The 15,645-nt window shown below is 67.6% G+C and carries 16 protein-coding genes; 8 read left to right on the forward strand and 8 right to left on the reverse strand.

The window, feature by feature from the left end; genetic code table 11:
- Positions 1–9 precede the first annotated feature (9 nt).
- The 4 genes from ACLJRL_RS27250 to ACLJRL_RS27265 all read left to right on the forward strand — a co-directional run bounded on the left by ACLJRL_RS27250 (position 10) and on the right by ACLJRL_RS27265 (position 3,511).
- Positions 10–1,062, forward strand: a complete 1,053-nt coding sequence (locus ACLJRL_RS27250) for a DNA polymerase IV (protein ID WP_410659140.1) — start codon at positions 10–12, stop codon at positions 1,060–1,062.
- 182 nt (positions 1,063–1,244) lie between these two features.
- Positions 1,245–2,720: an adenosylhomocysteinase gene (gene ahcY / locus ACLJRL_RS27255; RefSeq protein ID WP_410659350.1), complete on the forward strand. Its 1,476-nt coding sequence runs from the start codon at positions 1,245–1,247 to the stop codon at positions 2,718–2,720.
- Between the two features lie 291 nt (positions 2,721–3,011).
- Positions 3,012–3,167: a hypothetical protein gene (locus ACLJRL_RS27260; protein ID WP_410659141.1), complete on the forward strand. Its 156-nt coding sequence runs from the start codon at positions 3,012–3,014 to the stop codon at positions 3,165–3,167.
- Positions 3,168–3,289: 122 nt separating this feature from the next.
- Complete coding sequence (locus ACLJRL_RS27265) at positions 3,290–3,511, forward strand: DUF2795 domain-containing protein (protein ID WP_410659142.1); 222 nt, start codon at positions 3,290–3,292, stop codon at positions 3,509–3,511.
- A gap of 157 nt (positions 3,512–3,668) precedes the next feature.
- On the opposite strand, the gene ACLJRL_RS27270 is transcribed toward ACLJRL_RS27265, so the two are convergent.
- The 7 genes from ACLJRL_RS27270 to ACLJRL_RS27300 form a co-directional block, all read right to left on the reverse strand.
- A complete protein-coding gene (locus ACLJRL_RS27270; RefSeq protein ID WP_410659143.1) occupies positions 3,669–3,881 on the reverse strand; it encodes a hypothetical protein in 213 nt (70 codons plus the stop codon).
- 117 nt (positions 3,882–3,998) lie between these two features.
- Positions 3,999–4,880 (reverse strand): Ku protein, encoded by an 882-nt coding sequence (locus ACLJRL_RS27275; RefSeq protein WP_410659144.1) that lies wholly within the window; start codon positions 4,878–4,880, stop codon positions 3,999–4,001.
- Positions 4,881–4,998: 118 nt separating this feature from the next.
- A complete protein-coding gene (locus ACLJRL_RS27280; RefSeq protein WP_410659145.1) occupies positions 4,999–6,225 on the reverse strand; it encodes a styrene monooxygenase/indole monooxygenase family protein in 1,227 nt (408 codons plus the stop codon).
- Between the two features lie 26 nt (positions 6,226–6,251).
- Positions 6,252–6,872 (reverse strand): GTP-binding protein, encoded by a 621-nt coding sequence (locus tag ACLJRL_RS27285; RefSeq protein ID WP_410659146.1) that lies wholly within the window; start codon positions 6,870–6,872, stop codon positions 6,252–6,254.
- The gene (locus tag ACLJRL_RS27290; protein WP_410659147.1) at positions 6,847–7,230 is read right to left on the reverse strand and encodes a DUF742 domain-containing protein; all 384 of its coding nucleotides are present in this window, start codon (positions 7,228–7,230) and stop codon (positions 6,847–6,849) included. The genes ACLJRL_RS27285 and ACLJRL_RS27290 overlap by 26 nt, the downstream gene beginning before the upstream one ends.
- A gap of 19 nt (positions 7,231–7,249) precedes the next feature.
- Positions 7,250–7,684: a roadblock/LC7 domain-containing protein gene (locus ACLJRL_RS27295; RefSeq protein ID WP_410659148.1), complete on the reverse strand. Its 435-nt coding sequence runs from the start codon at positions 7,682–7,684 to the stop codon at positions 7,250–7,252.
- Positions 7,681–8,907: a sensor histidine kinase gene (locus ACLJRL_RS27300; RefSeq protein WP_410659149.1), complete on the reverse strand. Its 1,227-nt coding sequence runs from the start codon at positions 8,905–8,907 to the stop codon at positions 7,681–7,683. The genes ACLJRL_RS27295 and ACLJRL_RS27300 overlap by 4 nt, the downstream gene beginning before the upstream one ends.
- Before the next feature lie 339 nt (positions 8,908–9,246).
- Between ACLJRL_RS27300 and ACLJRL_RS27305 the strand changes: the two genes are divergently transcribed.
- From ACLJRL_RS27305 to ACLJRL_RS27320, 4 genes are all read left to right on the forward strand, one after another.
- On the forward strand, positions 9,247–9,813 hold the full coding sequence (locus tag ACLJRL_RS27305) for a TetR/AcrR family transcriptional regulator (RefSeq protein WP_410659351.1): 567 nt from the start codon (positions 9,247–9,249) through the stop codon (positions 9,811–9,813).
- Positions 9,814–9,843: 30 nt separating this feature from the next.
- The gene (locus tag ACLJRL_RS27310; RefSeq protein ID WP_410659150.1) at positions 9,844–11,577 is read left to right on the forward strand and encodes an ABC transporter ATP-binding protein; all 1,734 of its coding nucleotides are present in this window, start codon (positions 9,844–9,846) and stop codon (positions 11,575–11,577) included.
- Positions 11,577–13,628 carry an ABC transporter ATP-binding protein gene (locus ACLJRL_RS27315; RefSeq protein ID WP_410659151.1) on the forward strand — a complete coding sequence of 684 codons (2,052 nt, stop codon included), beginning with the start codon at positions 11,577–11,579 and terminating at the stop codon, positions 13,626–13,628. The genes ACLJRL_RS27310 and ACLJRL_RS27315 overlap by 1 nt, the downstream gene beginning before the upstream one ends.
- A gap of 111 nt (positions 13,629–13,739) precedes the next feature.
- Complete coding sequence (locus tag ACLJRL_RS27320) at positions 13,740–15,209, forward strand: DNA polymerase ligase N-terminal domain-containing protein (protein ID WP_410659152.1); 1,470 nt, start codon at positions 13,740–13,742, stop codon at positions 15,207–15,209.
- A gap of 31 nt (positions 15,210–15,240) precedes the next feature.
- Here the strand turns inward: ACLJRL_RS27320 and ACLJRL_RS27325 are convergent, their stop codons facing one another.
- Positions 15,241–15,594, reverse strand: coding sequence for an STAS domain-containing protein (locus ACLJRL_RS27325; protein ID WP_410659153.1), 354 nt, complete (start codon positions 15,592–15,594; stop codon positions 15,241–15,243).
- Positions 15,595–15,645: the final 51 nt, after the last annotated feature.

Consider the following 15,645-nt stretch of genomic DNA (forward strand, 5'->3'; position numbering starts at 1 on the left):
GTTGGCCGTATGACCGTCCGGGAGTGGGTGCTCCACGTCGACCTCGACCAGTTCATCGCGGCGGTCGAGGTCGCCCGGCGGCCTGAGCTGCGCGGCAAACCCGTGATCGTCGGCGGGACCGGCGACCCCACCGAACGGGCGGTGGTGGCGACGGCGTCGTACGAGGCCAGGGAATTCGGCATCCAGTCGGGAATGCCGCTGCGGACCGCGGCGAAACGCTGTCCGGACGCGATCTTCCTCGCCACGGACGCGCCCGCCTATCTCGAGGTCTCCGACCGGGTGATGGCGACCTTGCGGGAACTCCCGGTGGTCGTCGAGGTGCTCGGCTGGGACGAAGCGTTCCTCGGCGCCACCACGGACGATCCCGAAGCGCTCGCCGCCGACATCCGGCGAGTGGTGGCCGACGAAACCGGGCTCTCCTGCTCGGTCGGCATCGGTGACAACAAGCTGCGCGCCAAACTCGCCACCGGATTCGCCAAACCGGCCGGGATCTTCCGTCTCCTCCAGGAGAACTGGTGGGAGGTCATGGCCGAGCGGCCCACGGACGCGCTCTGGGGCATCGGCCGCAAGACCACGAAGAAACTCACCGAAGCCGGCTACCCCACCGTGCTGGACCTCGCCGGCGCCGACCCGGCCGACCTCGCGGCGCGGTTCGGCCCGAAGCTCGGCCCGTGGTACCGCGTGCTCGCCGGCGGTATCAGCGACGCCGAAGTCACCGCGACGCCGTACGTGGCGCGCTCCCGCAGCCGCGAGACGACGTTCCAGCAGAACCTGACCGAACCGGAAGCCATGGCCGCCGAGGTCGTCGCACTGGCGAAACGCGTCTCGCAGGACGTCGCCGAGGAAGGCAGGCCCGCCGCACGGGTGGCGGTCAAGGTCCGGTTCGCGCCGTTCATGACCCACACCCACAGCGTGACCCTGCCCGCACCGACCGCCGACCCGGCCGAGATCGTGAAGGCCGCGCTGGCCGTGCTCGACCTGTTCGACCTCGGCAGACCGGTCCGGCTGCTGGGCGTTCGCGCCGAATTCTCCTCGACGGCGGAGCGATCCGCGTCGCCTTGACAGCGCTCGCGGCGCTTTGCCATCCTGGTTTCGGACCGAGAGGCGCTGCGACGGAATTCTTCCGCCACGCTCGGCCCGCTGTGACAGACACAAGGGCGCCTCCCACTGTGGAGGTGCCCTTTCTTGCGTCCGCCGGTGGGAAGAATCGCTCCATTTTGCCTTCCTTGATGATCGGAGAACCTGTGAGCCCCACCCTGACCAAGGTCAACGGGATCGAATTCGCCGTCGCCGACCTCTCCCTGGCCGAAGCGGGCCGCAAGCAGCTGCGCCTCGCCGAGGTCGAGATGCCGGGCCTGATGGCGCTGCGCCGCGAGTACGCCGATTCGCAGCCGCTGAAGGGCGCGCGGGTCGCGGGGTCGCTGCACATGACCGTCCAGACCGCCGTGCTGATCGAGACGCTCGTCGCACTCGGCGCCGAGGTCCGCTGGGTGTCCTGCAACATCTTCTCGACCCAGGACGAGGCGGCCGCGGCCGTCGTCGTCGGCCCCCACGGCACCGTCGACGCGCCTTCGGGCTCCGCGGTGTTCGCGTGGAAGGGCGAGACGCTCGCCGAGTACTGGTGGTGCACCGACCAGCTCTTCGACTTCGGCGACGGCCGCCTCCCGAACATGGTCCTCGACGACGGCGGCGACGCGACCATGCTGATCCACAAGGGTGTCGAGTTCGAGGCCGCGGGCGCCGTCCCGCAGGCGGCCGAAGAGGACCCCGAGGAGTACTCCCTCGTCCTGAACACCCTCACCGACAGCCTCGCCCGCGACGCCGGCCGGTTCACCCGCGTCGCCAAGGAGGTCCGCGGGGTCACCGAGGAGACCACCAACGGCGTCAAGCGGCTCTACAAGCTGGCCAAGGAAGGCGAACTGCTCTTCCCGGCGATGAACGTCAACGACTCGGTGACGAAGTCGAAGTTCGACAACAAGTACGGCATCCGTCACTCGCTCATCGACGGTCTCAACCGCGGCACCGACGTGATGATCGCGGGCAAGGTCGCCGTCATCTGCGGCTACGGCGACGTCGGCAAGGGCGCGGTGGAGTCGCTGCGCGGCCAGGGCGCCCGCGTCGTCGTCACCGAGATCGACCCGATCTGCGCGCTGCAGGCCGCCATGGAGGGCCTCGACGTCGTCGAGCTCGACGACGTGGTCGCCCGCGGCGACATCTTCATCACCACGACCGGCAACTTCGACATCATCATGGCCGACCAGATGGCCAAGATGAAGCACAACGCGATCGTCGCGAACGTCGGGCACTTCGACAACGAGATCGACATGGCCGGCCTCGCGAAGACCCCGGGCATCGAGAAGATCGAAATCAAGCCGCAGGTGCACGAGTGGGTCTTCCCCGCGACGGCCGACCGCGAGCAGCACTCCATCCTCGTGCTGTCCGAAGGCAGGCTAATGAACCTCGGGAACGCCACCGGCCACCCGAGCTTCGTGATGTCGAACTCCTTCACCAACCAGACGATCGCGCAGATCGAACTGTTCGCGAAGCAGGGCGAGTACACCACCGACGTCCACGTGCTGCCGAAGCACCTCGACGAGAAGGTGGCCCGTCTGCACCTCGACGCGCTGGGTGTGCGGCTGACCAAGCTCACCAAGCGTCAGGCCGAGTACATCGGCGTCGACGTCGAGGGGCCGTACAAGCTGGACCACTACCGGTACTGAGGTAGACGACCGCTGTTCGCCTAGAAGTCCGTGAAGGCCTCCTTGAGGGAATCAGAGTCCGTCAAGGAGGCCTTCACAGCCCTGCGGTCCCGGCCCACCGGACCGCACGGTGCGGGTTGAGGGGCGACTCACGTTTGATCCGCCACGCGACCGGCGTCCGCCACAGCGCTAGGCCGAATGCGTGAAAAGTACAGCCGGATGGCCCTGTTTCCCGCCGGTGGGACCGGGAACTCCCTATGTAGAACCATCCCGGCCCCAGTTGCCGGGCGACTACGAAGGAGAAGGTGCCCCGTGATCATTCTCGGCGTCATCCTGATCGTTATCGGCGTTATCGCCAGCATCCCTGTCCTGTATTCCATCGGGATCGCGGTCGCGGTCATCGGCATCGTGTTGGCCGTGCTGGGAGGCACCGGAAAGGCCGTCGGCGGTCGCGCCCACTGGTTCTGAGCCCCCGGAACCAGCTGCTAGAAGGACCGGCACCCGGCGTACCCCTCACGCCGGGTGCCGGTCTGTTTTCATCCTTCGGCCGGCGGGTATCCGGCCCGGACGACCCGAAGAAGGGAAGGCCGATGGCAGGACCTGACCCGCGTCCGTTCTTGGCGGACGCGAGCTATCCGTGCGGGCGAGAGGAGCTTCTTCGCGCCGCCGCGGCGGCCGGAGCGGGCGACGACGTCCTGGGCTCCCTGGGAGCCGTGCCGACGCGCGATTACGAGGACGCGGACGGTGTCTGGGTGGCGGTGCGCTCCTGCGACGGGGCCTCGATCCACGACACCGCGAAGGAAGCTCCGTGAAATTAAGGGGTCCCCCGGCTCCGAGGGGGAGGGAGAGCCGGAGGACCCCGTCATAGTTAGCACATTCCCGGCCACGATGTACACGAATGCATACACCTTCGGGTGGCAATCCGTCCGGATCGCGCCGATCCGGGCGACCTGGTGTATTGACTGCCGGTCAAGAAGCCTGAAGGAGCAGCTCCGCCGGCGCCTCCGCGCACGTGCAGCCGCCGTCCACTTCGAGGCAGTCGATCGTCAGCGCGTGCCGGACGAAGTCGAGATCGGTGCAACCGTCCTCACCGCACTCGGTGAAACCACCTTCGAGGTGCATCACCAGTATTCCGTGGCAGTGGTCGAGCTCGCGGGCGCAGAACGCGCATTCCCTGTTCATGTCGCCTCCTCGCTTGCCTTACTACCACCGAGGGACGACAGATTCCGGTATACGCGCGGCGTGTCGCGGACCCGGCCGGGTGACACCGGACATAGGGTCCACAAAGGACAGAAAGGGTCAGGCGCTCTTCGGGGTTCGCTTGCCCGTAACGGGTTTCTTCGCCGCGGTGGGCTTCTTCGCCGCCGAGACCGCCGGTTTGCGACCACCTGACGCGGGTTTCCGGCTCTTCTTCGCTTCGCTCACGCTGGCCTGCAAGGCCTCCATGAGGTCGACGACGTCCGCCTTCGCGCCCACTACCCCTGGTTTCGCCGTCTCGTTGCCCGCGGCCTTGGCCTCGATCATGGACTCCAGCGCCTCACGGTAGGAGTCGGTGTACTTCTCCGGCTCGAACACGGGCTCCGAGAGCGAGTCGATCAGCGAACCGGCCATGGTCAGTTCCTGCGGCCGCACCTGAGGCGGATCGTCGTGCAGGAAGCCGAAGTCCGGGACGCGGACCTCGTCGGGCCACAGCATGGTCGTCATCATCAGGACGTCGTTGTGCACCCGCAGAATCGCCAAGGCCTCGCGCTGGCGGATGGCGACCTTCGCGATCGCCACATGGCTCGCCTTCTGCAGCGCGTCACGCAGGACGATGTAGGGCTTCACCGCGTTCTTCTGCGGTTCGAGGTAATAGGTCTTGTCGAAGTTGATCGGATCGATCGACTCGAGGGGGACGAATTCGAGGACGTCGATCGCCCGGGACGACGCCAGCGGCAGCTCCGCCATGTCCTCGTCGGTGAGCACGACCATCTCGCCGTCGGGCAGTTCGTAGCCCTTCGCGATCTCGGCGTAGGGCACTTCCTCGCCGTCGACGGTGCAGAACCGCTTGTACTGGATCCGGCCACCGTCGGACTCGTGCACCTGGCGCAGCGAGACGTTCTTGCTCTCGGTGGCCGCGTAGAGCTGGATCGGGATGCTCACCAGCCCGAAGGACACCGAGCCCTTCCACATCGACCGCATCGCACCGCACCTCCACCGCCGTCACCGACCGTACTCACGCTCGGTAACAACGGTATCCCGAAACATCGAGCCGCGACAGTCCCACCGCTCTGGCGTCGGGACTGTCGCGGTCCGGGAATCAAGCTTCGGCCAGGTACTTCTCCGCTTTCGCGGGGTCGAGGAACCAGTGCTGGAAGTCGGTCGGATCGGAGAACCCGTTGGCGAACCGCTTCGCCACGGCCGGATTCTCGCCCGCGGCGCCGATGATCTGGAGCACGTGCGGGGGCGGCGGCTGCAGCATCGCGTTGGTCCAGGTCGTCACGTGCTGGGCGTACTCCCAGTACTTCTCGAACGCCGCGGTCATCCACGCCTCGTCGAACGGCTTGTCGCCGCGATCGAGGATCGAGTCCAGATAGGACGCCGCGCAGTGGCTCGCGTTGTTGGAGCCCTGGCCGGTGATCGGGTCGTTGGCCACCACGACGTCGGCCATGCCGAGCACGGCGGTCCCGGACGGCAGCTTGCCGACCGCGTTCCGCACGACCGGGGTGTACCCGCCGGCCAGCGTCGCCTTCGCGTCGGTGAGCACGGCGTTCCTCGAGCGCTCGTACTCCCACGGGAGGAACTGCTTCATCAGCGACAGGATCCGGTCGAGATGCTGCTGCGGCGACGGCCGGTCGCCCCAGCAGTCGAGCGGGCCACCGGGAACGCCCTCGAAGAACAGGATGTCGCAGTTCCCGCTCAGGGTGTACGCGGGGATCATGAACAGCTCGCCGACACCGGGGATGATGTTGAAGCGCACCGCCGCCTTGTCCGGGTGCTCCGGACGGGGCTCGAGGCCGTGCACATAGGCCAGCGAGAGCGCGCGCTGGGGAACCGTGTACGGCGAGCGTTCCGGGATCCGGTCGAACAGCTGCACCAGCTCGCCCTTGCCCGCCGCGACGATCACCAGGTCGTACAGCTTCGCCAGCGGCGCCAGATCCGAGGTGGTGACACCGTGGATGACGACCTTGCCGCCGCGCTCCTCCACCAGTTCGAGCCAGCCCGCCATCTTCACGCGCTGATCCACCGACTGCGCGTAGTCCTCCAGCGGCCCGAACCAGTCGAGCACGCGGCTGGAGTCCGGGCCCGCGATCGAGACGCCGAGCCCCTCGACCCGGACGGTCTCGTCCTCCCACAGGTTCAGCTTGTGGTCCCGCTCATGCTGCAAGGCGGAGTGGAACATGCACTGGGTCGACATCACCTTGCCGGACCGGATCTCGTCCGGCGTCCGAGCCGACATCACCGTGACGTCGTAGTCGTGACCCAGCAGGCTCAGTGCCAGCTGCAGCCCCGACTGCCCGGCACCGACGATCAGAACCTTGCGCATCCTCGACATTCCTCCCAGAAAGAGAATCAGCCCACCGAACCAGCGAACTCACGGCCTGGCCCGGAGACCACCGCGAGGGACAACGTGTGCGTCACCAATTCCTGCAGTGTCGCGACGGTCGACTTCGGGTCGCGGGCGTCGCAGGTGACCAGCGGGATGTCCGGGGACAGCGCGAGCGCGTCACGAACCTCCTCGAGGTCGTGCACCGGCATCCCCTCGAACTGGTTGACCGCGACGATGAACGGCAGCTCGGAGTCGTTCTCGAAATAGTTGATCGCGGCGAACGACTGATCGATCCGGCTCGTGTCGACCAGCACGATCGCGCCGAGCGCGCCGCGTGAGAGGTCGTCCCAGAGGAACCAGAACCGGGCCTGGCCGGGAGTGCCGAACAGGTACAGCAGCAGGTCTTCGCGCAGGGTGATCCGGCCGAAGTCCATCGCGACCGTGGTGGTGGACTTGGTTCCGGGGGGCACCAGCTCGTCGACGCCGGCACCCGCCTCGGTCATCCAGGCTTCGTTGCTCAGCGGGGGGACCTCGGAGACGGCGCCGACGAACGTCGTCTTGCCCACGCCGAATCCACCGGCGACCACGATCTTCGCCGAGATGGCGAAAAGATCGGCGTCAGACCGGGAGGCGCTTGAGTCCATCGAGGATCCTCTCGAGCACGTTCGTGTCGTGGTTGTAGGCGTGGGCCGTCGGGTGGACGAAGACGGCACCCTGGGTGGCGAGGTCGCCGATGAGCACCCGGACCACACCCAGCGGCAGGTCGAGTCCCACCGAAAGTTCGGCGATCGACGAGCGATCCCGGGCCCGCTCGTACAGCGAACGGGATTCGGGCATCAGCGCCTCGGACAGTGCCGGGTCGTAGCGCGGGACCGAGATCAGGGTCTCCACCAGCAGCAGGTGGCTGCTCTTGGTCCGGCCGCCGGTCAGCGCGTAGGGCCGGATTCTGCGGCTGCGCATCTTGGCGGGCCGGTCCGGAGCTTGGTCGCTGGACACGGTCATCCCTTCCTTCTCCGGACTCTCAGGCCTGCGGCCGGCGGGCGGTCAGGACCTGCCGGAGTCCCGCTCGTACCTCGGGGGTCAGGGCGTGACCGGCGTTGGTGATGAACTGGGTCATCTCGTAGGCGACGACCTTCATGTCGCAGTCGGGTTCGGTCAGCACGGCGAGCCCCGCCTCGGCGCCGATCCCCATGAAGAGGAAGTACCCGCGCGTGAGCCGGATGATGATCTGCTCGCAGTTGCCCTTGCCGAACAGCGCGGCGCTGTTCCCGGCGAGGCTGAGCAACCCGCTCGCGATCGCGGCGAGCTGCTCGGCGTCGTCGTTCGTGACCGATTCCGAAGCGGTCAAAGGAAACCCGTCGACGGACATGATCAGCGCGTGGCTGGCGCCGTGCACCTTCCGCACGAAGTCGTCGAGCAGCCACGTGAAATCCGTGGTCGCGTCCTGGGCGGTCACTGGGTGTTTCCTCCGGTCTCACGCTCGTGCCGGTCGTCGAGAGCGGCTTGCTCACCGTCACTGAAGGCATCGAGGTCGGCCAGCAGCGCCTGGTGCCCGTCCGCCGCGTCGGCGGGCGAGGTCGTCGGCGGGGCCGGTTCGTCGGGCAAAGTCCTGATACTGCGGGAAACCCGGCGCGGCAGGCCGCTGGCCGTGGTGCCCCCGTCGGGGGGCGGCGGCACGGCCACGCGCGGACGCGGGCTCGGCTTGCGTTCCGGTTCCGGGGCGGGCGCCAAGGCCGGACGGCGCCTCGGCAGCCCGGAAGGCGTCGCGACGTGGTTTCCGACCGGGGCCCCGTTGGTGATCCTGGCCTGCGGCAGCACCACCGTCTGCGAGCCGGACCAGTGGTTCTCGGCCAGTTCCGCGACCACCGGCACCGGCAGCAGCACGGTCGCGACCGTGCCGTGCGGGTTCCGGCGATCGAGGCGGACGGTGATCTCGTGCCGGTCGGCGAGCCTGCCGACGACGGCGAGTCCCATATGCCGCACCGAATCGTCGTCGAGCACCGGACCCGCCGCGAGGCGGTCGTTGAGCGACGAGAGGCGGTCCGGGGGCATGCCGATGCCCTCGTCCTCGATGCGGATCAGCACGCTCCCCTGTTCGGTGAGGTGCGCGCTGACACTGACCGGGGAGCTCGGCGAAGACTGGTTCGCCGCGTTGTCGAACAATTCCGCGAGGATCCGGCCGACGTCCTCGGCCGCGAAGCCGACGACGCCGAGCGAGACGACGCGGCCGATCGTGATCCGCGAGTAGTGGTCGATCGACGACATCGCGGCCCGCATCACGTCGAGCACCGACGAGGACCCGGCCGCCGCGTCGTCGGCATCGCGGCCGGCGAGCACGCGCAGGTTCTCGGCGTTGCGCCGCAGACGGGTCGCGAGGTGATCGAGCCGGTAGAGCTCGGCGAGGCGGTCGGGGTTCTCCTCCCCCGCCTCCATCGTCTCCAGCTGCGCGAGCAGCTGGTCGAGCAGGTTGAGGTCGCGCAGCGCGACATTGGAACAGACACCGGCGAGCGCGCCGGCGTCCGGTGCGTCCACGGCGGGCCGCTGTTCCGCCACCGGTTCGGCGGAGGGCGCCGACGGGGCGTGCCGGGGTGGCGCGGCGAGGAACTGCCCCGCGGCGACCCGGGAACGGTCCAGAAGAACCCGTGAGCGGTCAAGCAAGCCTCGAGCCCGCGTCACCATGTGCTTCCACTTCTTTCTCTTCGCCTACCTGGACCCGTGCCGCACTCCCCAAGGACGACGACCGACATGCAAGCAGAAGTGACTATCCGTGTCCACAACCCGTTTCCGTTCAACCGCTCACTGTGACGCCGTAACGAAAGCGTCTCGGCTGGTGAGCGGTGCGCGCTAGGCCATTCGGCTCATCTTCGCCTTTCCGCGAGCCGTGTCCTGTCCGAAAAGTGCGGAGTGCGCATAAATTTGCGTGCCCCGCAACTTTTCTTTACGCTGTTCCTCGTGACCCCGGAACCGGATGCCCCTCTCGGGCTGCGCGAACGCAAGAAGCGCGCGGCCCGGCGCGCGATGAGCGAGGCCGCGCTGAAGCTCGCCATGGAGAAGGGCGTCGAGCAGGTCCGTGTCGAGGACATCGCCAGCGCCGTCGGCGTCTCGCCGCGCACGTTCAACAACTACTTCTCCAGCAAGGAGGAGGCGATCTGCTCGTTCATCGTCGAACGGCAGGAACTCCTCCGGGAGGCGCTGCGCGAGCGGCCTCCGGAAGAGACGCTGTGGGAAGCGGTCACCACCGCGACACTTGAGGCCTACAGCGTCTTGGGAGAACCGAATCGCGACGCGGTGACGCTGGCACGGTCGCTGCTCCTGCACCCGTCGGTGCAGGGCGAGTTCCTCAAGGCGCACGCCCAGGTCGAACAGGTGCTGGCCGACGCCATCCTGGAGCGTGCGGGCACGGGCGCGGAAAACGCGTTGAACGCCCGGCTCATGGCGGCGATCGTGGAGTCCGCGGTGAAGACCGCGTTCTTCAGCTGGCTGATCAACGAGGGCACCGGGCGCTTCCTGGAGACGCTCGACGTCCTCCTGCGCGAGGCCTCGGCGGGCGTCCCCTCACTCACCCGCCCGAACCCGAAGAAGTAACGCCCTACCCACCACTGGGGAGAAACCGTTGTGCTGACGAAGCTGTTGCGCACTCACCTGCGCCCGTACCGGCGAGACCTGTGGCTGATCGTGCTGCTGCAATTCGTCCAGACCCTCGCCGGGCTGTACCTGCCCACGCTGAACGCCGACATCATCGACGACGGCGTGGTCAAGGGCGATATCGACTACATCCTCGGCGTCGGCGGCGTGATGCTGCTGGTGTCGCTGGTGCAGATCGCCTGCTCGATCGGCGCCGTCTACTTCGGCGCCCGCACCGCGATGGCGGTCGGCCGCGACGTCCGCGGCGCGATCTTCCACCGGGTCCAGGACTTCTCCGCCCGCGAGGTCGGCCAGTTCGGGACACCGTCGCTGATCACCCGCACCACGAACGACGTCCAGCAGGTACAGATGCTGACCCTGATGGCGTTCACGCTGATGGTGTCGGCGCCGATCATGTGCTTCGGCGGCATCATCATGGCGCTGAACCAGGACGTCACCCTCTCGTGGCTGCTGGTGGTCGTGGTACCGATCCTGGGCATCTCGGTCGGCGTCATCATCGCGCGGATGCGGCCGGCGTTCCGGCTGATGCAGGAGCGGATCGACAAGATCAACCAGATCCTGCGCGAGCAGATCATGGGCATCCGAGTGATCCGGGCCTTCGTCAAGGACACCCACGAACGCCGCCGGTTCACCAAGGCCAACGACGAACTGCTGGACGTCTCGCTGATCGTGGGCAGGCTGATGGCACTGATGTTCCCGATCGTCATGCTGGTGATGAACTGCTCCAGCGTCGCCGTGCTGTGGTTCGGCGGACTGCGCATCGACGACGGCAGCATGCAGATCGGCGCGCTGACCGCGTTCCTGTCCTACCTGATGCAGATCCTGATGGCGGTCATGATGGCCACCTTCATGTTCATGATGGTGCCGCGCGCCGAGGTCAGCGCCGAGCGCATCACCGAGGTGCTCGACACGCACACCAGTGTCGTCCTGCCGGAGAACCCGGTCAGCCCCGGCGAGGTGCACGGTCACCTCGAACTTTCCGAGGTGGAGTTCCGCTACCCCGGCGCGGAACAGCCGGTGCTGCAGGAGATCTCACTGCTGGCCAGGCCGGGTGAGACGACCGCGATCATCGGCAGCACGGGCAGCGGGAAGACCACGCTGCTCAACCTGATCCCCCGGCTGATGGACGCCACCGACGGCTCGGTGCGCGTCGACGGCGTCGACGTCCGGGAACTGGATCCGATCGTGCTGTCCGACGCCGTCGGACTGGTGCCGCAGAAGCCGTACCTCTTCGCGGGGACGGTGGCGAGCAACCTCCGCTACGGCAAGTCCGACGCCACGGAAGAGGAACTGTGGCACGCGCTGGAGGTGGCGCAGGGCAAGGAGTTCGTCGAGCGGATGTCCGAAGGGCTCGACTCCCCCATCGCCCAGGGCGGGACCAACGTCTCCGGCGGTCAGCGGCAGCGGCTCGCGATCGCCCGGATGCTGGTGCGGCGCCCGGAGATCTACCTCTTCGACGACTCTTTCTCGGCGCTCGACTACGCGACCGACGCCGCGCTGCGGCGGGCGCTGGTGGCCGAGACCGCCGAGGCGACCGTGGTGATCGTCGCGCAGCGGGTCAGCACGATCCGCCACGCCGACCGCATCATCGTCCTGGACGAGGGCCGCGTCGTCGGTAGCGGTACGCACACCGAACTCATGGACGGCAACGACACCTACCGGGAGATCGTGCTGTCCCAGCTGACCGAACAGGAGGCCGCCTGATGAGCGCGCCCGAGTCCACTAAGGACACTTCAGGCACCTCCGGTGCTTCGGACGCCTCGGCCGCTCCCGCTAAAGGCGGGGGTGAGCGCGCGAGCGCGGCACGGGGCCCCGGCCCCGGCGGAGGCGGCTTCGGCCGCGGTCCCGCCGGCTTCATGGGCGGACCCTCGGTCGAAAAAGCCCTGGACTTCAAGGGATCACTCAAGCGGCTGCTGAAGTTGCTGCAGCCCCAGCGCGCCGTGCTGTACGGCGTCATGGTCTTCGGTATCGCCAGCGTCGCGCTGAGCGTCATCGGTCCGAAGATCCTCGGTAAGGCGACCGACCTCATCTTCGCCGGCGTCGTCGGGCAGGACCTGCCCGCCGGCGTGAGCAAGGAAGCGATCATCGCCGGGCTGCGGGCGAAGGGCGACAACACGCTCGCCGACATGTTCTCGGCGATGGACTTCGTACCGGGCCAGCGGATCGACTTCGACGCCGTCGGCCAGGTCCTGATGTGGGTGCTCCTGCTCTACATCGTGGCGTCGTTCTTCGCGCTGCTTCAGGCCCGGCTGACCACGAACCTGGTCCAGCGGGCGGTGTTCGAACTGCGGGAGAAGATCGAGGAGAAGTTCGCCAGGCTCCCGCTGAGCTACTTCGACCGCCAGCCGCGCGGCGAGGTGCTGAGCCGGGCCACCAACGACATCGACAACCTCGCGCAGTCGCTGCAGCAGACGCTCGCGCAGATCGTGTCGTCACTGCTGATGGTCATCGGCGTGCTCGTGATGATGTTCGTCATCTCGCCGGTGCTGGCGCTGGTGGCGCTGCTTTCGGTGCCGGCTTCGGTGTTCGTCGCGGCGAAGATCGGGAAGAAGGCGCAGCCGCAGTTCATCAAGCAGTGGTCCACGACCGGGCGGCTCAACGCGCATATCGAGGAGATGTACACCGGTCACTCGCTGGTCAAAGTGTTCGGGCGCCGCGACGAGGCCGAGAAGATCTTCAGTGACCACAACGACACGCTCTACGGCGCGAGCTTCAAGGCGCAGTTCATCTCGGGCACCATCCAGCCCGCGATGATGTTCATCGGCAACCTGAGCTACGTGCTGGTGGCCGTGATCGGCGCGCTGCGGGTAGCGTCCGGGACGCTGTCGCTCGGCGACGTCCAGGCGTTCATCCAGTACTCGCGGCAGTTCAGCCAGCCGGTCACGCAGATCGCCAGCATGGCGAACCTGCTGCAGTCCGGTATCGCGTCCGCGGAGCGTGTCTTCGCGCTGCTCGACGCCGACGAGCAGGAACCGGAGCCCGCCGAGCCCGCGCGGGTGGAGAGCGTGCGCGGCCAGGTCGAGTTCGAGCACGTGTCGTTCCGGTACGTCCAGGACACGCCGCTCATCGAAGACCTGTCGCTCACCGTCGAACCGGGTCACACCGTCGCCATCGTCGGCCCGACCGGGGCCGGGAAGACCACGCTGGTCAACCTGCTCATGCGGTTCTACGAACTCGACGGCGGCCGCATTACCCTCGACGGCGTCGACATCGCGAAGATGGACCGCGAGGACCTCCGGGCCAAGACCGGCATGGTGCTGCAGGACGCGTGGCTGTTCGGCGGCACGATCGCGGAGAACATCGCCTACGGTTCCGCGGGCGCCACGCAAGACGAGATCGTCGAGGCGGCCAAGGCAACCCACGTCGACCGGTTCGTCCGGACCTTGCCGGACGGCTACGACACGGTGATCGATGACGAGGGCGGCACGGTCAGCGCGGGTGAGAAGCAGCTGATCACGGTCGCGCGGGCGTTCCTCGCGAAGCCGGCGATCCTCATCCTCGACGAGGCCACCAGTTCGGTCGACACACGGACCGAGGTGCTGATCCAGCGGGCGATGAATTCGCTGCGGGAAGGACGGACGAGTTTCGTCATCGCGCACCGGCTTTCCACCATCCGGGACGCCGACGTCATCCTCGTCATGGAGGACGGCGCGATCGTCGAACAGGGCGACCACGAAACGCTGCTGCTCACCGGTGGTGCGTACTCGCGGCTCTACGCGGCCCAGTTCGCGGAAGCGCTCGCCGAAACGGACTGAACCGACGGCGGTGAAGGCCCCCTTTCCTACTCTCACAGTAGGAAAGGGGGCCTTCACCACGCGTGCGGACCGGAAACGGCGCTAGGCTTGCGGCACCGGATCCGGAGAGGGGTGCGCTGGCCGACCATGGCGGAGAAACTCGGCGAATATCGCCGTAAGCGCAAACCCGGGCGGACCCCCGAACCCATTCCGGACGACGACGGCGCGACCGGGGCGAATGACCTTTTCGTCATCCAGGAACACCACGCGAGCAGCCTGCACTGGGACATCCGTCTCGAACGGGACGGGGTACTGGTCTCCTGGGCGGTACCGAAAGGCCTGCCGATGTCCCCCGGCCTCGAACGCCTCGCCGTGCACACCGAAGACCACCCGCTGGACTACCTCACCTTCGAAGGCGAGATCCCCGCCGGTGAATACGGCGGCGGGACCATGACCGTCTGGGACACCGGCCGCTACGAGACCCTGCATTTCAACGACCACAAGGTCGAAATCGTCTTTCACGGGGAACGGGCACGCGGGAAGTACCTGTTCCTGAATGTGAAGAAAGACGGCAACGACCGCGGCTGGCTGCTGAGGCGACTCGATCCCGCCGATCCCGGCCGCGAAGAACTACCGCCCTTCCTCGCTCCGATGCTGAGCAAACCCGGTCGTCTCCCCTCCACCGGCGAAGACGCGGAGTGGGCCTACGAATTCGACTGGTCGGGGCGCCGCACGCTGATCCGGGTGTCCGGCGGCAGGATCACCGCGTACGACGATTCAGGCGACGACGTCACCGCGCTGTACCCCGAGTTCCGCGGGCTGGGCGAACAACTCGGCGCCACCGAGACCTTCCTCGACGGGGAAATCGTCGTCTTCGACGGCGGCAAGCCGAGCGCCGAGGGACTGGGGCACCGGGCGCGTGCCACGAAGGCGTCAGCGAAACGGCTGACCCCGCGCTATCCGGCGTTCTACCTCATCAGCGACCTCATGCACGTCGACGGCCGGTCCTGTGTGGAACTGCCGTACATCCAGCGCCGCGAATTACTCGACGGGCTCGGGCTCGCCGGACCGCATTGGCAGGTCCCCCGGCACTACGTCGGCGACGGCGGCGCGGTCGCCCGCGCGGCCCGCGAACACGGGCTCGCCGGGATCCTCGCGAAACGCGCCGGCTCCGCGTACCACCCGGGAAGGCGTACCGGGGAATGGCTTTCCATCACCGGCGCGCGGGTCCAGCAGGTCGTGCTGGGGGGCTGGCGGCCGGGCGGCGGCAGTCGCGCGGGTACCTTCAGTTCACTGCTGCTCGGCGTCCCGCACGAGGATGGCCTGCGGTACATCGGAAACGTCGGTGTCGGGTTCGCCGGCGATGAGCTGGAAGACCTGTCGCGGCGGCTCTTCCGCTTGGAGCGCAAGACATCGCCGTTCCACTCCGTACCGGAGAAACAAGCGAAGGACGCGCGCTGGTCGCGGCCGACGATCGTCGGCGAGGTCGTCTTCGGTGGCTGGACCGACGCCGGGTGCCTGCGCAACCCACGCTGGCGCGGCCTGCTGCCGGACGTCACCGTCGACGACGTCGAACTGGACGGCTTCGAACTGGAGAGCTGAGCCATTCCGCATTTAGTCCTCTAAGTGCGTTCTAGCTCAGCACCTCCTCGACGTCGCGCCGGACGTCGAGACCGGCCCCGACCCCACTGACGTCCAGAATCCTGAGCACCAAGGTGGTCTTGGCGATCACCGAGAACCGCGCGGAAGCCGCGTTGGCCTCTTCGAGTGCGTGCAGGCCGGCGCAACTGAGGAACCCGACCTCGGAGAGGTCGAGGATCACCCGTTTACCGGAGACGCACGCGCCGCTGAGTTCGGTGCGGAATCGCCCGACCGTGGCCGCGTCGATCTCCCCCACCGCGGTGAGGACGAGAACATCGCCACGTCGTCGGCTGGTGGTGACAGCCAGAGGAGAGGGGTCGCCGGGTACACGTCGGCCTGGCAACATTGGGGGCGCCTCTCTCCAGACCACCAAGTCCCCTCGACGGTACTCAAGGAC

It is taken from the genome of Amycolatopsis sp. lyj-112, from assembly GCF_046549055.1.
Taxonomy (GTDB): domain Bacteria; phylum Actinomycetota; class Actinomycetes; order Mycobacteriales; family Pseudonocardiaceae; genus Amycolatopsis.